The organism is Pectobacterium cacticida (assembly GCF_036885195.1).
In the GTDB taxonomy this organism is placed as follows: domain Bacteria; phylum Pseudomonadota; class Gammaproteobacteria; order Enterobacterales; family Enterobacteriaceae; genus Pectobacterium; species Pectobacterium cacticida.
In genome coordinates this window covers 893,333-909,930 of sequence record NZ_CP133656.1, presented here as the reverse complement: position 1 = coordinate 909,930, position 16,598 = coordinate 893,333, and the positions used below count along the sequence as shown (strand labels likewise).

15 protein-coding genes and 2 pseudogenes are annotated in these 16,598 nt (G+C 49.7%); 4 read left to right on the top strand and 13 right to left on the bottom strand.

Annotation, left to right across the window (positions count from 1 at the left end; translation table 11 throughout):
• Positions 1-14: 14 nt before the first annotated feature.
• From RFN81_RS04300 to dgoR, 6 genes are all read right to left on the bottom strand, one after another.
• Positions 15-962 carry a 2-hydroxyacid dehydrogenase gene (locus tag RFN81_RS04300; protein WP_264497940.1) on the bottom strand — a complete coding sequence of 316 codons (948 nt, stop codon included), beginning with the start codon at positions 960-962 and terminating at the stop codon, positions 15-17.
• Positions 963-971: 9 nt separating this feature from the next.
• The gene (locus tag RFN81_RS04295) at positions 972-2,288 is read right to left on the bottom strand and encodes an MFS transporter (protein ID WP_264497939.1); all 1,317 of its coding nucleotides are present in this window, start codon (positions 2,286-2,288) and stop codon (positions 972-974) included.
• A gap of 160 nt (positions 2,289-2,448) precedes the next feature.
• Complete coding sequence (dgoD, locus tag RFN81_RS04290; RefSeq protein ID WP_264497938.1) at positions 2,449-3,597, bottom strand: galactonate dehydratase; 1,149 nt, start codon at positions 3,595-3,597, stop codon at positions 2,449-2,451.
• A complete protein-coding gene (locus RFN81_RS04285; protein ID WP_264497937.1) occupies positions 3,594-4,211 on the bottom strand; it encodes a 2-dehydro-3-deoxy-6-phosphogalactonate aldolase in 618 nt (205 codons plus the stop codon). The genes dgoD and RFN81_RS04285 overlap by 4 nt, the downstream gene beginning before the upstream one ends.
• A complete protein-coding gene (locus tag RFN81_RS04280; protein ID WP_264497936.1) occupies positions 4,195-5,091 on the bottom strand; it encodes a 2-dehydro-3-deoxygalactonokinase in 897 nt (298 codons plus the stop codon). The genes RFN81_RS04285 and RFN81_RS04280 overlap by 17 nt, the downstream gene beginning before the upstream one ends.
• A complete protein-coding gene (dgoR, locus tag RFN81_RS04275) occupies positions 5,088-5,786 on the bottom strand; it encodes a D-galactonate utilization transcriptional regulator DgoR (RefSeq protein WP_264497935.1) in 699 nt (232 codons plus the stop codon). The genes RFN81_RS04280 and dgoR overlap by 4 nt, the downstream gene beginning before the upstream one ends.
• A gap of 807 nt (positions 5,787-6,593) precedes the next feature.
• Here dgoR and tnpA point away from each other — a divergent pair.
• The 3 genes and pseudogenes from tnpA to tnpC all read left to right on the top strand — a co-directional run bounded on the left by tnpA (position 6,594) and on the right by tnpC (position 8,818).
• Positions 6,594-6,890, top strand: coding sequence for an IS66 family insertion sequence element accessory protein TnpA (tnpA, locus tag RFN81_RS04270; protein ID WP_264497934.1), 297 nt, complete (start codon positions 6,594-6,596; stop codon positions 6,888-6,890).
• Positions 6,884-7,219: pseudogene (gene tnpB / locus RFN81_RS04265) on the top strand (IS66 family insertion sequence element accessory protein TnpB). Before tnpA ends, tnpB begins: the two are co-directional and overlap by 7 nt.
• A 66-nt stretch (positions 7,220-7,285) precedes the next feature.
• Positions 7,286-8,818 (top strand): IS66 family transposase, encoded by a 1,533-nt coding sequence (gene tnpC / locus RFN81_RS04260; protein WP_264497933.1) that lies wholly within the window; start codon positions 7,286-7,288, stop codon positions 8,816-8,818.
• 54 nt (positions 8,819-8,872) lie between these two features.
• On the opposite strand, the gene RFN81_RS04255 is transcribed toward tnpC, so the two are convergent.
• The 4 genes and pseudogenes from RFN81_RS04255 to RFN81_RS04240 form a co-directional block, all read right to left on the bottom strand.
• Positions 8,873-9,031, bottom strand: coding sequence for a hypothetical protein (locus RFN81_RS04255; RefSeq protein ID WP_264499052.1), 159 nt, complete (start codon positions 9,029-9,031; stop codon positions 8,873-8,875).
• 25 nt (positions 9,032-9,056) lie between these two features.
• On the bottom strand, positions 9,057-9,458 hold the full coding sequence (locus RFN81_RS04250) for a type II toxin-antitoxin system PemK/MazF family toxin (RefSeq protein WP_264497932.1): 402 nt from the start codon (positions 9,456-9,458) through the stop codon (positions 9,057-9,059).
• Positions 9,458-9,772: a hypothetical protein gene (locus RFN81_RS04245; RefSeq protein WP_264497931.1), complete on the bottom strand. Its 315-nt coding sequence runs from the start codon at positions 9,770-9,772 to the stop codon at positions 9,458-9,460. The genes RFN81_RS04250 and RFN81_RS04245 overlap by 1 nt, the downstream gene beginning before the upstream one ends.
• A gap of 51 nt (positions 9,773-9,823) precedes the next feature.
• Positions 9,824-11,272, bottom strand: a pseudogene (locus tag RFN81_RS04240) (tyrosine-type recombinase/integrase).
• A 145-nt stretch (positions 11,273-11,417) separates the two neighbouring features.
• Between RFN81_RS04240 and mutS the strand changes: the two are divergent.
• Positions 11,418-13,994: a DNA mismatch repair protein MutS gene (mutS, locus tag RFN81_RS04235; RefSeq protein ID WP_264497930.1), complete on the top strand. Its 2,577-nt coding sequence runs from the start codon at positions 11,418-11,420 to the stop codon at positions 13,992-13,994.
• Positions 13,995-14,028: 34 nt separating this feature from the next.
• On the opposite strand, the gene RFN81_RS04230 is transcribed toward mutS, so the two are convergent.
• From RFN81_RS04230 to RFN81_RS04220, 3 genes are all read right to left on the bottom strand, one after another.
• Entirely contained in the window at positions 14,029-15,069 is a 1,041-nt protein-coding gene (locus RFN81_RS04230) for an IS481 family transposase (protein ID WP_264497225.1), read from the bottom strand.
• Between the two features lie 189 nt (positions 15,070-15,258).
• The gene (gene nlpE, locus RFN81_RS04225; protein WP_264497929.1) at positions 15,259-15,957 is read right to left on the bottom strand and encodes an envelope stress response activation lipoprotein NlpE; all 699 of its coding nucleotides are present in this window, start codon (positions 15,955-15,957) and stop codon (positions 15,259-15,261) included.
• 78 nt (positions 15,958-16,035) lie between these two features.
• Positions 16,036-16,584, bottom strand: a complete 549-nt coding sequence (locus RFN81_RS04220) for a YaeQ family protein (RefSeq protein WP_264497928.1) — start codon at positions 16,582-16,584, stop codon at positions 16,036-16,038.
• Positions 16,585-16,598: the final 14 nt, after the last annotated feature.

Genomic DNA, 16,598 nt, shown 5'->3' with positions numbered 1-16,598 from the left:
TCTTCACTCGATTACTACGGAATCGGTGTAACCAACGGCTCGCCAGCAAAATAGGCGTTGACATTTTCCAGCACCAGACGCGACATCTCTTTGCGCGTCGCCCAGGTAGCACTGGCCATATGCGGTGTGACCACCACATTTGCCCGGTGTAACAATGCGTGCGGGACGTGCGGTTCGTCGGTGAAAACATCCAGACCGGCTCCCCCGAGTGTCCCCTCTTCGATGGCTTCAATCAGCGCCCGCTCATCAACTACCGATCCACGGGAAATATTAATCAGAATGCCTTCCGCGCCCAGAGCATTCAATACATCGCGGTTAACGAGGCCGCGGGTTTCAGCACCTCCGTTGGTACAGACCACCAGAAAATCACTCGCCTCGGCCAGCGATAGCAATGTTGCATGGAAGGTGTGATCCATGTCGGCAAGTGCGGCGCGATCCGTATAGGCGATCGACATATCAAATGCAGCAGCGCGTTTGGCGATAGTCCGCCCAATACGCCCCATGCCAATAATGCCTAACCGCGCCCCTGAAACTTTACGGGTCCACGGGTAACCGCCCTTCTGCCATCCCCCTTGTTCGATAAAGCGTTGTGCTCCGGGGATCTGGCGTGACGTTGCCAGCATCAACCCTATGGCCAGGTCGGCAACATCATCCGTCAATACGCCGGGGGTATGGGTCACGGCGATCCCACGCTCTCTTGCTGCGGCAACATCAATACCGTCATAGCCCACACCAAAATCGCTGATAAGTTCAAGGTTAGGTAGCTGCGCCATAAATTCGCGACTAACCACGGCTTCGCCGTTGGTGATTACGACACGAAACTCTGCGGCCAACCGGTCAAACTCCCCGGCGGCCATGTCGTTGTATTCATACACATCGTATAGCGCGTTCAGTTGTTCATTCAACAGATCTGGCAGCGATGCCTGTTTCAATACTTTCTGTTTAACCGCAGTATTCTTCATAATGAGACCTTAGTGTTGCGATAACGATGATTCTGACGATGTTCTCGCCATTATTTTGGACGGGCGACCGACATAGATACCGACGATGCCGCCGATAACCAATGCCGTAGCAATGATCAATAAACCATAATGGAAACTGCCGGTGACGTCCTTAATTTTTCCCAGCAATGGCGGCAATCCCAGACCGGCAAAGTTGGCAATAGCATTAATGAAAGCGATAGAAGCCGCTGCAGCGACACCCGCTAATTTTTCAGTCGTTACCGCCCAGAATATTGGGGTCAGTGCGAAGTTAAAACCAACGGTCAATACCAGCATAATATAGGCAATAAAGAGATTACTGGTGTATATCGACGCGGCCAGCAGTAAGCCGGAAATAATTAACGGCACGCCCAGATGCAGTGAGCGCTCTTTGGTCAGATCCGAATGACGTCCATTCACGTACATAAACAGAGCGGCAAAAGCAAAAGGAATGGCCGACAAAACGCTAATAACAAAATTGCTCTGTGCGGTAGCCACACTTTTAATAATTAATGGCAGGAAGAGCGTAATACCAATTGAGCAAAATGCCTGCAAGAACCACACCAGACTCAATAGCAATACCACTTTGTTCCTGAGGGCACTGGCCCATGAGTGATGTTTCCCTACGTCTGCGCTCCCCTTCTCTTGTTCTAACGTCGTGTTCAGCCACTTTTTCTCGTCCGCACTCAGCCAGGAGGCATGGTTTGGCGTATCCGGCAGGCATAACAGTACCAGACAGCCGAGAATAATGGCCGGGATACCTTCCATCGCAAACAGCCAGCGCCAGCCCGCGATATCGGCAATACCGTGCATATTGAGAATACTGCCGGAAATGGGTAATCCAATCACTGACGCCAGCACCGAGCCCATATAGAAGAACGACATGGCACGGGCTCGGTTGCTCTTGGGAAACCAGCAGGAGATATAGTAGATAATCCCCGGTGTAAACCCAGCTTCCGCCATACCCAGCAAAAAGCGCATCACGTACAGTTGTGTCGGCGTATGGATCAATGACATCCCGGTGCTGACAATCCCCCAGGTAATCATGATGCGCGCAATCCAGATACGTGCACCAACCCGCGTCATAATGACGTTACTGGGTATTTCAAAAATGATGTAGGAGATATAGAACATCCCTACCCCCAGGCCATACATACTGGCAGACAGGCCCAAATCGGCATTCATTTGCAGTGCCGCAACGGATATATTGGTTTTATCCAAATTGGCAACAAAGTAGCAAATAATAATAAAGGGTATTATTTTTGCATTTAATTTACTGAGTGTTGTAGAGCACGGATCGATGTTCATTATTGTCACCTTAATGAGTCTAACCCTAGTGTCATGGCATAAGATGGCCATTCCACACCGTGTGGATTCAAAAGCAAATACGGATAATCGATATTTTATTAATGACTTTATTGATATATTCTTACTGTATATTCCTTTTATTTAACCTATATAGGATGGGTTACCATTCGGCTACGGCACCGTCTTCATGACGCCAAATTGGGTTGCGCCAATCAGGTGCGTTCTTACTGCATTCAATCACCAACGCTTCATTAATTTCAACACCCAATCCGGGTTTATTCAGCGGATAGAAATAACCATCGGTCATGGTAAAATCGTCTTTATTAACGACATAATCCAATAATTCGGCACCCTTATTATAATGGATACCCATACTCTGTTCTTGGAATACCGCGTTACGCGCCACAAAATCCAGATGCAGGCAAGAAGCCAATGCGAGCGGCCCCAATGGGCAGTGCGGTGCCAGCGAAATATCGTAAGACTCTGACATCGCCGCAATTTTGAAGCATTCTGTGATCCCACCCGCGTGGGACAGATCCGGTTGGATAATGGCTAAACCCCCGTTGGCCAATACGCGTTTGAACTCAAAGCGCGAGAACATGCGTTCACCAGCCGCAATGGGAATATGCGTTTGCGCGGCCAAGCGAGGATAATATTCGGCCTGCTCAGCCAGTACCGGTTCTTCGATAAATAGCGGACGGTAAGGTTCGAGCTCTTTAATCAGGATCTTCGCCATAGGTGCATTGACGCGGCCGTGGAAGTCGAGTCCGAACTCAATGCTGTTACCGAATGCCTCACGTATTTGCGCCACGACGGCGACGGCGGCGTCAACGTTGCGTGAGTTGTCTATCAAGCCCATCTCTTCGCAACCATTAAGTTTAAAGGTATCAAAACCAATGCCTTTCAACTTTTTAATGCCTTCAATCACATCCGCTGGACGGTCGCCGCCAACCCAACTGTAGGCTTTGATCTTATCGCGAACCAAACCACCGAGCAGTTGATAGACAGGAACCCCCAGGGCTTTGCCCTTAATGTCCCACAGAGCCTGATCGATGCCGGAAATCGCGCTCATTAGAATCGGACCACCGCGATAAAATCCACCACGATAGAGCGTCTGCCAAATGTCATTGATTCGCGCCGGATCCTGCCCGATCACATATTCAGACAGCTCATGCACAGCGGCCTCAACACTGCGGGCACGGCCTTCAACAACCGGCTCTCCCCAACCGACAATGCCTTCATCCGTTTCTATTTTCAGGAACATCCAGCGTGGCGGTAGCCGGTATGTGGTTAGTTTAGTCACTTTCATCGGGTCGATTCCTTATAGGCTTTAACAAACGAGTTGGCTTGCTGTGCCGTACGTTCAACTGATTGTCCGGCACGGTAGAGATCGCTTCCTAACCCGGCACCGATACAGCCGGCATTAAGATAGAGATGTAAATTAGCAGGCGTGATACCACCCACCGCAAAAACCGGAATTTCTGGCGGTAGCACGGCTTTCAACGCTTTGATGTAATCCGGTCCAAATGAGTTGGAAGGGAAGACTTTCAGCGCCTGAGCGCCCGCATCCAACGCAGCGAAGGCTTCCGTCGCCGTCGCGCAGCCAGGGCAAACGGTCATGCCATATCCCACCGCTCGGCGAATCACTTCCGGCTGAATATTGGGGGTGACCACCAGACGGCTGCCCATTGCATTCAGTTCATCAACTTGCGCAGGTTGCAACACCGTACCGGCACCAATCAGCGCACGATGCCCAAACGCCTTCACCGTTTCACTGATGCTGCGCTGCCAGTCAGGAGAGTTGAGTGGGATCTCCACTGCATCAAAACCTGCCTCTAACAATGCTGCCACATGCGTCTGAACCTCTGGTGGCGTAATGCCACGCAGAATGGCGATCAACGGAAGATTAGTATTCCAACTCATTGATAATAATCCTTATACCAGTTTGGAAGGCGCGGTTACCTTCCAGTGTTTGCCAGGTCAGCCCGGCAAACTTCAATGCTTGCTGATAACGCGCGGTCAATTTTGGACTACCAATCAAGGTGATGGGTTTATCGCCAGTGGCGCAGTATTGCTGCTGCATTTGCGCCACTTCATTGCCGATTAATACCCCTGATAGCCATTCACTGACGGCGCTTTTATCCAATTGCCCTAATACATGCGCTGCACGGACCTCAAAAAGGCTGCGAATAATGTTGGTTTCCTGGAAACCCCTCTCCAGCCCTTGCTGAAATACTGCCGGATTTGCCTGTTGCTCCGTCAGACCGATACCAATCAGCGAATGGTGCATCAGCAAATGGTGGAGTTCGCCGGTCATGACGGTGCGAAAATCAACAATCACGCTGCCATCAATCTGCACCCATTTACTGTGCGTGCCCGGCATCAAATACAGTGAAGCCGGACATTCTGTATAAGCACCGATTAACTGTGTTTCTTCACCGCGAATGACATTGCAATTACCCTCGTTGATCACACTCAGACCGGGAATAATCCACGCGTAGAACGGCGCGGCCTGCTCAACCCGCGTTAACTGTTTGGACAAATCAGTCAGCCGCGTAGGGCAAGGCAGATAAGGTACTGTCATCCATCCTGCGTTGCTGCCAACCATTCCTGCCATCAGAACCGGTACCTGATGAGTTTGCCATGGCAAAAGTGTGTCGCGGAAAACCTGTTTGGGTGTACGGCCATTGAGTCGGGTCACCCCCGCTTCTGACTCTAGGTAGTCAGTACACTCACCGTTCAGGTAGAGCCAGGCGCGCAAGTTGGTCGAGCCCCAGTCAATGGCGATATAACTTTCTCTCATGTAATATCCTTCAGCCTTTTGGTCGAGCTGGCGATCATTGTCAATGCCGCATGTTCTGCTGCATCTACGTTCTGATGCCGTATTGCATCATACAAATCCTGATGTTCCTGCAATGTGCGCGGCATGTTGGCTTTATCGGCCATATAGGTCCGTTCAAATACGGCACGCTGCAAGGAACTTATCGCTACACTGAGTTGTTGCAGCACCGGGTTATGCACCGATGCCAGTACCGCTTCATGAAAACGGATGTCAGCCTCATTGAACGCGTCACGATTTTGGTGATAAGCGATCATGTCGTTCAGCGCCTTTTCAATAAAGGCCAATTCACTGGAGGTCGCTCTTTCCGCAGCCCAACGGGCAACGACCGGTTCAACCAGATTACGTACCTCGCTCATCGCCGAGATCAGTCGGGGGTCATAATCATTCGCCAACGACCACTGCAGAACATCCGTATCCAGGTAATTCCATTGATTACGTAAAGCCACAAAGGCACCGCGATAGCGTTTTATTTCCACCAGCCGCTTCGACATCAACGAGCGAAGCACTTCACGAATGATGTTCCGTGACGTCTGGAACTCTTCACACAGCTCGGTTTCCGCTGGCAGTGCAGACCCGGGGGCATATTTACCACTGACGATTTGCTGCCCTATCTCGAGAATAATGCGATCGGTTTTGCTCAACTCTTGGCTACTCATAGATGCTCCACGAAAGATAAAAGGGAAACGTTGCCGAGTATTTTATTTGTATCGCGCCTATGCGTCGCAAGATCACCGCACAATTCACAACTATTGTTCATAAACTTTAAGTGGATTGTAGTACAATGATTTAATTACGTACTGCAATATAGATCACAAAACGGCCACCGACTTAAAGTTCTGCGAAAAGCAGGGGGTAGGGATGTGTGCGAAGAACGTTTAACGGTTCTGGAACACCTTATGGAACACCTTAATGAGCTAAAAAAATAAAAGTACATAGAAGTGATATCAATGGGGGCTACGGCGGTGAGGTGATTAATCCAATAGCATCACACAAGTATATCCCTTTGACATATTCCAAGAACATTCTTCTCAAACGAAAACTATCTACTAGGTGACAAATAGCAATCAATTAGAAATAGCAATGCCTCACCAAATTGCTATTTCTATAATCGTTCCTATTTTAAATATTTTTTTGGTGATTTAAAATCACACTAATTCTGAGAAACATTAATTTAGCTATTGTTATCATTTTTACCTTAAAAAATCCCCCTTTGATTTAAAAACGCATAACAACATAATTCCATAAATAAGCATAAAAAACTTAATACTATTTATTACAATACGATATTCATAATAATCATAAATAGCGAAACATAGTGGCAAAAGGAAAGGTATTAACATATCTCTCCAAGATAAACGTGATACAAACAAGATGTAATGTAAGCGTCCGGTGAACTCATATTGTTAACAAAACTCTGCTGCCACATGCTGCCCTCATTCAATACAACGAACCTGAGGTAAAATATGGCAAAACGCTATTCTCACCGTGAACGGCAACAGCATCTCGACGCCTGGCAACAGAGTGGTTTAACTAAACAACAATATTGCCAGCAACAGGATATCAATGTGGCGACATTTTATTACTGGCTAAAACATCATCACGATGATGCCGCCGTCCCCGCCGCATTTATTCCTGCGCGCCGGGTTATGCCGGGAAATTACAACGCCGACACGGTGATGCTCAACCTCCCCAACGGCAGTTCGGTCAGTTGTCTTCCCGCCCAACTACGGGCCGTGATGCAGGCCTTGTCCCTGTGTTAACGCCGCAACACATCTGGCTGGCGCGCGAGCCAGTCGATATGCGCCGGGGTATCGATACCCTGACCCAATACATTACCGACCACCTGCACTAACCCTGGCAAGGGGAAGCCGCTTTTGTCTTCTGCAACAAGGCGCGCTCGCGTATCAAAGTCCTTCGCTGGGACAAACACGGTGTCTGGCTGTGTCTTCGCCGTCTTCATCAGGGCCATTTTATCTGGCCGAAACAGGGGGATGTCGCCTGGATGTTGTTGCCCGAACAGTTCGACTGGCTGATAAAAGGCATCGACTGGAAACGGGTAGACGGCCTGGATTTAACGCAATGGAAATAAAAATGAATGTGAATTAATGCATTGATTTTAAATGACAATAAATCTCTGTTTTGATAAAATCCCTGCATGGATATCGACTCGCTGCTGACCTCACAAAACCCCGATGAACTGCGCTCCCTGGCGTTGAAATTACTCGCGGACCTTGAGCGGCAGACGCAGCGAAACCACTCCCAGGCAGGCTATATCCAGCAACTCGAAGAGGCGCTGAAAAATGCCCGTCACTGGCGTTTTGGCCGAAAAAGCGAAGCCTTCCAGGGGGAACAGCGCGGACTGTTCGATGAAGATATCGAAGCCGATGTCGCCGATATCGAACAGCAACTGGTTGCACTGTTACCTGCGCCGAACGCCCCAAAACAGCAGGTCGCCAAACGCCAGGCTCTGCCGCCTGAACTGCCCCGGGAGGAGGTCCGTCTGGCCCCGGCGTCCGATAGCTGCCCGGACTGTGGTCATCCCCTGCGCTTCATCCGTGATGAAATCAGCGAACGGCTGGAATATGTGCCGGCCCGCTTCATCGTGCATCGCCATGTTCGCCCGCAGTTCAGTTGTGAACACTGCGAGACCGTGGTTAGCGAACCGTTACCGGCACAACTGATTGAAAAAGGTCTGCCCGGCCCGGGGCTACTGGCGCAGGTGGTATGTGCCAAGAGCCTTGACCACCTGCCGCTCTACCGTCAGCAGGCGATATATCAACGCAGCGGTGTCGACCTGCCTCGCCGTACCCTGGCGGGCTGGTTCGGCGCGGTTGGCTCCGCGCTCAAACCGCTGGCCGACGCGCTCCATCACGACCTGTTGCAACACCCGGTTCTGCAGGCCGACGAAACCCCGCTGTCTATCCTCGACCCCGGCAAGGGCAAAACCCGGCGCGGTTACCTGTGGGCTTATATCACCGCCCGGGGGGCTGACCGGGCGATAGTGCTTTATGACTGCCAGCCGGGGCGCAGTGGCCACTATGCCCGTGATGTGCTTGAGGGCTGGCGCGGCACCCTGGTAGTGGATGGATATGCGGGTTACCAGGCGTTGTTTGACCGTGGTCAGGCCCTTGAGGCCGGCTGCTGGGCACACGCCCGGCGCAAGTTCTTCGCGCTGTTCACCGCCAACAAAAGCCCGGTCGCCAGGCTGGCTCTGGACACCATCCGCGAGCTGTACAAACTCGAGCGCAAAATCAAACACCGGTCCGCAGATAAAAGGCGCCAGTGGCGACAGCGCTATGCGAAACCCCGACTGGCGGTCTTCCACTCGTGGTTGTTGTTGCAACAAACGCAAACGGCCCCGAACTCTGGGCTGCGTAAGGCGCTGGATTATACCTTGAAGCGCTGGACGGCGTTGCTGCGCTACCTGGATGATGGCCGGGTGCCTATCGACAATAACCGCACTGAAAACAGCCTCCGCCCGGTGGCCGTAGGCCGCAAGAACTGGCTTTTTGCCGGGTCGTTGCGTGCCGGACAAAGGATGGCGTCTATCCTGAGTCTGCTGGAAACCGCGAAACTCAACGGCCACGACCCGTATATCTGGTTGCGGGATGTGTTGACCCGCTTACCGAGCTGGCCCAACAACAGACTCAATGAGTTATTACCTTACGCCGAAAACCGCTTCTGCTAACCCCCGTAAGCTTATTACATTATTTTAATCACACAACGCGAGTGCGCCGTTCGCTTACGGGCCATCTCCGTTCTGCCTATATCGTGCCAGTGTTTTAACGCTGATCCCCAGATAGAGCGCTGCCAAATCAACACCCAATGTCGTGTCATCAGGCATTTCACCAAACAAACTCCAGACCTCAGAAAGCTCTCGTAATGTTTCGATAGTTGACATGTTTCATATCCAAATAAGATTATTTCTAATCTTCTTCTTCAAGTTCTAAATCAAGGATAGCATTTAACTTACCCAGACATTCCTCAACAATATAATCGTCAACTTTTTCAACTGGTGAGGAAGAGCTAACACGATCTTTAATATCTAAAAATCGTGATTGATTTAAAACAATTTTACCCGCTGTTTTTGTGCCTGCACCAGATAATGTAACAAGAAATCCTTCTTCACTTGCAATATCTGATGCGCCTTGCGTAATTGGGGCAATAAAAACCATACCTATCTTGTTAACATTAGAGGGTGATAATATCAAACAAGGTCGAGTGTTATCTTTTACCCCTGTCCTAATCTCATGACCTCGTGTTGGTGATAAATCAATATTCCAAATTTGCCCACGCTTAAACTTACTGGTTCCTTTTTTCGGTGGCATTAATAAATTTCCTTACCTGATGGTTCTAAACCTTCCCACATGTCTCCGACAGAGGGAGCATTTGGATCACATTCAGCTAAAAGCTGATCAAGTGAATACTTAGGAACCTTTCTTCCTTTTTTCTTTTTGGAAAAAACGATTCGAAGTTCATCTTCATTTTCGTTATCTACGCTAATGCTTAATTGTGTCCCCTCATCTAAATTATATTTTTTTACAATAAAACTGGGCCAAATTGTGCCTAAACTGTTTCCCCATTTTTTCATTTCAATATCAGCTAAAGCTGAATTGTTGAACTGCATTGTGTTTTTTTTCATCGCGCGCTCTCCGTCAAATTAAGTTATACATAGTATAACCCTGTTCACAAACTAGTCAACAGGCAGCGGTGGATATTTAGCCGACGCCAACAGCGAATTATAGAGTTTAGGCGCAGTCATCAGCATATGTAGCTCAATCCGTTGCAACGCTTCAAAAATGCGCTCTTGATCTGGATCGGCATAACGCTCTGTGGGATCGGTGGTGTTGCGATGGTTAAGCAGACGTTTTACCACTGCATAGGAAGTCAGTTCTTCCGCGACACGTCCGAAGGTTCTGCGCAGGTCATGCATTCCGAGTTTGATAATCCCTGCATCCTTACACAGATATTCCCGCAGGCTTTTACTGTCAGAATAATGACCGATTTTACTTCTTGTCGAACGGACAGGGAAAACCCAGCGTTGTCTCTTTGGGGATTTCTCTTCGTAAAATACAATATCTCGTCTGTCTTCAAGGATACGCTTCACCGCATCACAAATCGGAAGCTCGTGGTCATTGCGGTTTTTCGTATCATAGAAACGGATAAATCCTTTCTCTAAATCGACATAGCTCGTCGTTCTGACTTCTTCATCGGTCAGCATCTCCCGCCAGCACAATGATGCGGTTTCTTCCTTTCTCGCCCCTAAAAGCACCGTCAGAAGCAAATAATCACAACCGATACGGTTGAAGCTTCGCTTGTTGTGTAATGCCGTCAGAAAGCATCCCAGCGTATCTTTAGGTGATAACGGGTTCCTCACCCCTTTTGCCCGATAACTGTCTTCCAGTTCAGAGCGGGTGCGGTATTTTTTCTGCACTTTCAGGATGGTAAAAGGGTTGTAGGTCAGGGACGCTTGCCGTTGCTGTGTCTGGGCATTAATCGCTTCGATTTCGATAGCATGTTGGACGGAAACATTCGCCCAGCGAAAGGTCTGTTCGGCCGCTGTTCTGGCCCTTGACGCAATCTCATCAAACTTACGTAAAATCTCATTGCCCGACAGGTCTTTTACCCGCAGGCTTTCCCATTCCTTCAAACGGTTTTCAGCTTTGTTCAGCACATAAAGGGGATTGAGTTTAGCTGGTATGGTTCTTCCTGACAGGTGATTACGATATTCAGCGAACACTTCACTCATCGTCAGTTCGGCAACATTGATTTCTTTTATGATAGCATTCGGACAGGTTGCGCGTCGTTTGCTTCATCGTCTGGGCAAAGTTGCGAACCGTTTCGCGTGCCTGATCGATATTGGCAAAATCAGATACATTTCCAATCGTGGCTCTGATAACTTCCTGTGGTGCTTTGCCTCCGGTTGCCGTTCGTTGGCCGGAATCCACGCGGCGCTGGATGATGTAGGTTTTTTCGTGGCACTGATTTTTACCCAAAGCCTACGGTGAATCGCGGTGGTTATCGGTGATAAAATAAGGTTTTCGCCCTGGGTTAGGAGCATAGATGATGCGCCCTTCGGGAGCGAAAGCTATTTCACATTACTAACTACCCTATTGATTATAATGTACTTATCAAGTGTCATTTCATCGATGTAGCCCTAATATCAATCGGAAAGGATGATATCTCATCTAGTTAGTATACAAATTTATGGATTCAGGTGGTTTTTTGACGGTTTTATAAACGGCCACCTGAGTTAACAGATAGAGTAAAAACCGAGTAAAATCAATATGAATGAAGCCACAGACAAGGACTTCGCCGCCCACACGCCGATGATGCAGCAGTACCTTAAACTAAAGGCGGAACATCCGGAAATTCTGCTGTTTTATCGTATGGGCGATTTTTATGAACTGTTCTATGACGATGCTAAGCGGGCTTCCCAGTTGCTGGATATTTCGCTAACCAAGCGGGGCGCCTCAGCGGGTGAGCCAATCCCCATGGCTGGCGTGCCTCATCATGCCGTCGAGAATTATCTTGCCAGACTGGTGCAAATGGGTGAATCCGTCGCGATTTGTGAACAAATCGGCGATCCAGCCACCAGCAAAGGCCCGGTTGAACGTAAAGTCGTTCGCATTGTTACGCCAGGCACCATCAGCGACGAAGCGCTGTTGCAAGAAAAGCAGGATAATTTGTTGGCGGCAATCTGGCAGGATGGGCGAGGTTTTGGTTATGCCACGCTGGATATTAGCTCTGGGCGCTTCCGTGTCAGTGAACCTGCCGATCGGGAAACGATGGCGGCTGAATTACAGCGTACCAATCCAGCAGAATTGCTCTATCCTGAGTCCTTTGACTCCATGGATTTGATCGAAAATCGCCATGGGCTGCGCCGTCGTCCACTATGGGAATTTGAATTAGATACCGCGCGCCAGCAGCTCAACATGCAATTTGGCACCCGCGATTTAACCGGTTTCGGCGTAGAACAGGCGACGCTTGCGCTGCGGGCCGCCGGATGTCTGTTGCAGTACGCGAAAGATACGCAGCGTACCTCGCTGCCACATATTCACGGAATGACGATGGAACGTCAGCAGGATGGCATTATCATGGATGCCGCCACTCGGCGTAACCTTGAACTGACGCAGAATTTATCTGGCGGAACAGAAAATACGCTGGCTGCCGTGTTGGATTGTACCGTGACGGCAATGGGCAGCCGGATGCTGAAGCGCTGGATTCATATGCCTAGCCGCGATATTGAGGTACTCAAACAGCGCCAACAGGCTATTAGCGCATTACAAGATATTGCGCCGACATTGCAACCCTCACTGCGTCAGGTTGGCGATCTTGAACGCATTCTAGCGCGTCTCGCATTACGCACGGCACGCCCTCGCGATCTGGCGCGCATGCGCCATGCTTTCCAACAATTTCCCGATATTCGTGAACAACTTTCATCACTCGACAGTGATGCCGTTCGCCGTCTGGTCAGTCTGATCGGGCAATTTGATGAACTCCGCGATTTACTGGAGCGGGCGATTGTCGAAACACCGCCTGTGCTGGTTCGAGATGGCGGCGTTATCGCACCGGGCTACCATGCGGAATTGGATGAGTGGCGCTCACTAGCCGATGGCGCCAGCGATTATCTCGATCGGCTGGAGATTCGCGAACGCGAAAAACTGGGAATCGATACGCTAAAAGTCGGCTTTAATGGCGTACACGGCTATTACATTCAGGTTAGCCGTGGTCAGAGTCATCTGGTGCCGATCCACTATGTCCGCCGTCAGACGCTGAAAAATGCCGAGCGCTATATTATCCCGGAGTTAAAAGAGTACGAGGATAAGGTTCTGACATCAAAAGGCAAAGCGCTCGCGCTGGAGAAAGCGCTCTATGACGAATTGTTCGATCTGCTCTTGCCTCACCTTGCCGAACTTCAGCAAAGCGCGGCCGCGCTGGCCGAACTGGATGTTCTGACGAATTTAGCTGAACGTGCCGATACGCTGAACTATGTTTGCCCCACGCTGAGTGATAAACCCGGTATCAAGATCGCGGGGGGGCGTCATCCCGTCGTTGAGCAGGTACTGCATGAGCCATTTATCTCAAATCCGTTATCGCTGTCGCCACAGCGTCGCATGCTGATTATCACTGGTCCCAATATGGGCGGGAAAAGCACCTATATGCGTCAGGCCGCACTGATTGTGTTAATGGCGCATATCGGCTGTTTTGTCCCTGCGGATCAGGCCGTTATTGGCCCGATCGATCGCATTTTTACCCGCGTGGGTGCGGCAGACGATCTGGCTTCGGGCCGCTCCACCTTTATGGTGGAGATGACGGAAACGGCGAATATCCTGCACAATGCCACGGAAAACAGTCTGGTATTGATGGATGAGATCGGTCGAGGAACCTCGACTTATGATGGGTTGTCGCTGGCATGGGCCTGTGCTGAGAACCTGGCGAATCGTATTAAAGCGATGACGCTCTTTGCAACGCATTACTTTGAACTCACTACCCTGCCGGAAAAAATGGAAGGGGTGGTCAATGTCCATTTAGATGCCCGCGAGCATAACGATACCATTGCCTTTATGCACAGCGTACAAGATGGCGCAGCCAGCAAAAGTTACGGTCTTGCCGTCGCCGCGCTGGCTGGCGTTCCGAAAGAGGTAATCAAGCGAGCGCGCCAGAAGCTAAGGGAGTTGGAAGCATTATCGAATCATGCATCATCCAGCCATGTTGATGGTGCGCAGTTGGCATTGCTGGGCAATGATGATCCGCCACCGGCCATTGAGGCGCTGGAAGCGATTGACCCTGATTCGCTCACACCGCGTCAGGCGCTGGATTGGCTTTATCAGCTTAAGTGTATTAGCTCAGACCTGATCTGACAATTACCGGTTATTTATACAGGTATCTGTCAGATTACATCTGGCCTAAATTTTTCTCAGACCAGATGCGCTTTCCATCAAGTAATGTTTCCATTGGCGTCCGGCCACAGCACATTTTCCCCTGATGAGTTCGCTCATTATTATAGTGAGCCAGCCATTCATCAAGATCCGATTGTAATGTGTCGAGAGCACCATACAACTTTTTGCGGAACGTCACCTGATAAAACTCATTCAGTATCGTTTTATGGAACCGCTCGCAGATGCCGTTGGTCTGCGGTGACATTGCCTTCGTTTTCGTATGCTCAATGTCATTTATCGCCAGATAAAGCTGGTAATCATGCTGCTCCACTTTGCCGCAGAACTCAGTGCCCCTGTCGGTCAGTATCCTCAGCATCGGTAGCCCCTGAGACTCATAAAATGGCAGCACACGATCATTCAGTAAATCAGCCGCTGTAATCGGTGTTTTAGTGACGTAGAGCTTGCAGTGTGCCACTTTCGAGTACGTATCAACGAACGTCTGCTGATAGATACGCCCGACGCCTTTCAGGTTGCCTACATAGAACGTGTCCTGTGAACCCAGATAACCCGGATGAGCGGTTTCAATCTCACCACAGGCTTCATCATCACTGGCTTTACGTTCCAGCGCTGCGATCTGGCTGTCAGTCAGTTCAATGCCGTCACGGGCCACTTTTTCTTCCAGTGCTTTCAGGCGTTTTTTGAAGTTCTCAAGGTTATGACGTAACCAGACAGAACGGACACCACTGCCGGAGATAAAAACGCCCTGTTTACGCAGCTCGTTGCTGGTCCTGTGCTGGCCGTGAGCCGGGAATGCGACAGCATAATCAACAACAGCCCGCTCAGTGACCTCATCGGTTCGGTTCTTAAGGTTAGGGGCACGACGGCTGCGATTTATCAACGCATCCACGCCACCTTCCTCGGCCAGCTCGCGATATCGGTAAAACGTATCGCGAGAGACGCCCATGATTTTGCAGGCTTTCGACACGTTACTGAGTTCTTCAGCCAGATTGAGCAAACCGGCTTTGTGTTTGATGATGGGATTGTTAGTATGAAGCATGAGAGTTACCTCGCGTTTTGTATAAGGATTCGACACCCATATCAAAACCGGTAACTCTCAACCTTTCAAGGTCATGTGTCAGATCAAGTCGCGACTAATACAGCTTAAGAAAATGCTTTAACGCGCAATAAATGTAGAAAAGCACTGGAGACCAGTGCTTTTCTATCGTTGTACTTTTTTCTATGCGCTTCAGTTTATTAGCGCATCGCAGTCCGCTTGGACCCTCATCTGCGCTTTACTACCGCTATTGGGTATCACCGCTTTCACCATTTGGCCTTCTTCCATTGACGGAATCACGGCAAAATGAGCGGTTAGAACAAGTAATACCGGCTCAGCGGCTTTAACTCTCACGCGAAAATATTGCCTTTCTAACTCCGCGCTATCATCCATTACAAAGGTTTTACCTGTTGCGCAGTCCGAGAATGTCGCAACATCCGCCATATAACGATACATCCCCTTCATTACCATCGGCGTGTTAGGTAAGGGCTGCTCGGTTGCAGTCAACTGATGAGGGAGAGAGGAATCGATAGGCAGTCCTTGCTGATCCAGCATTTCCAGTCCGTTATCGGCGGGGCGGAAATAGCGTTTTTCTCCTGCGCTATCCGTTAGCACCAGTTTGTCCGCCGTGCGTCGCCATTGTCCGTAGGAAGCGAAGGTATTATTGCCTTCTCGTGTCGTCTGATACTTTTCCCGCAAAATAAACGTGCCATCCTTTTCCAAGAACAGCGACGTGTCAATTCCCTCGCAGTCCGCACAGGGTAAAACACCACGGTAACTTTGCGCCATTGGTCTGAGCTGCTCTTCCTGAGCTTGTGAGCGAGTATGGCACCCAATCAATCCGGCAATCCCTGCAATGAGCAGTACACCAATAACCCATTTTTTCATCATTATATTCCTACCGTCTCCTCTATCCTGCTTTTATCGTTCTGGCTCAATCATTGAGAAATATCTACGCTGCCATCATCTCTAAGTCTGAGGCCTTTTCCACTCGGAAAATGCAAATTCCAGACTATTCTTATCATCAGACAACCATATCATGCCGTCCTGCAACGTTGCCTGCAATATCATCGTGCGCCTGACAAGACCAACGAGTTGAGTCAGTTGGTTATCATCCAAAAAGCGGATGGTCAGATTCCTGAATCCGGCGACTTTACCCGACATCGTATTCCACCAAACGTGCGCCGCTCGTTCGTTGTATGCATACAGCACCACGGATTTTGATCGACTACAGGCTTTCTTCAGCCTTTTTTCATCGGGCAAACCTAGCTCAATCCACAGTTCAAGCCCCAGAGTATCATTATGTTGCCAGATTTCCGGTTCATCATCGGCACTAAGCCCTTTGGTGAAATGCAGATCTTCATCAGCATGGCAGATCCACGCTAAGAGTCGCAGCATCATGCGCTGTTCCGTTTCGGAAGGGTGCTGCGCTATCGTTAGGTTTGCGTCATGGAAAAAATGCCTATCCATATCGGCAATATTGATTGTTGCTTTGTAAACCGTTGCTTTTAATGCCATCAGCCACCTCATTG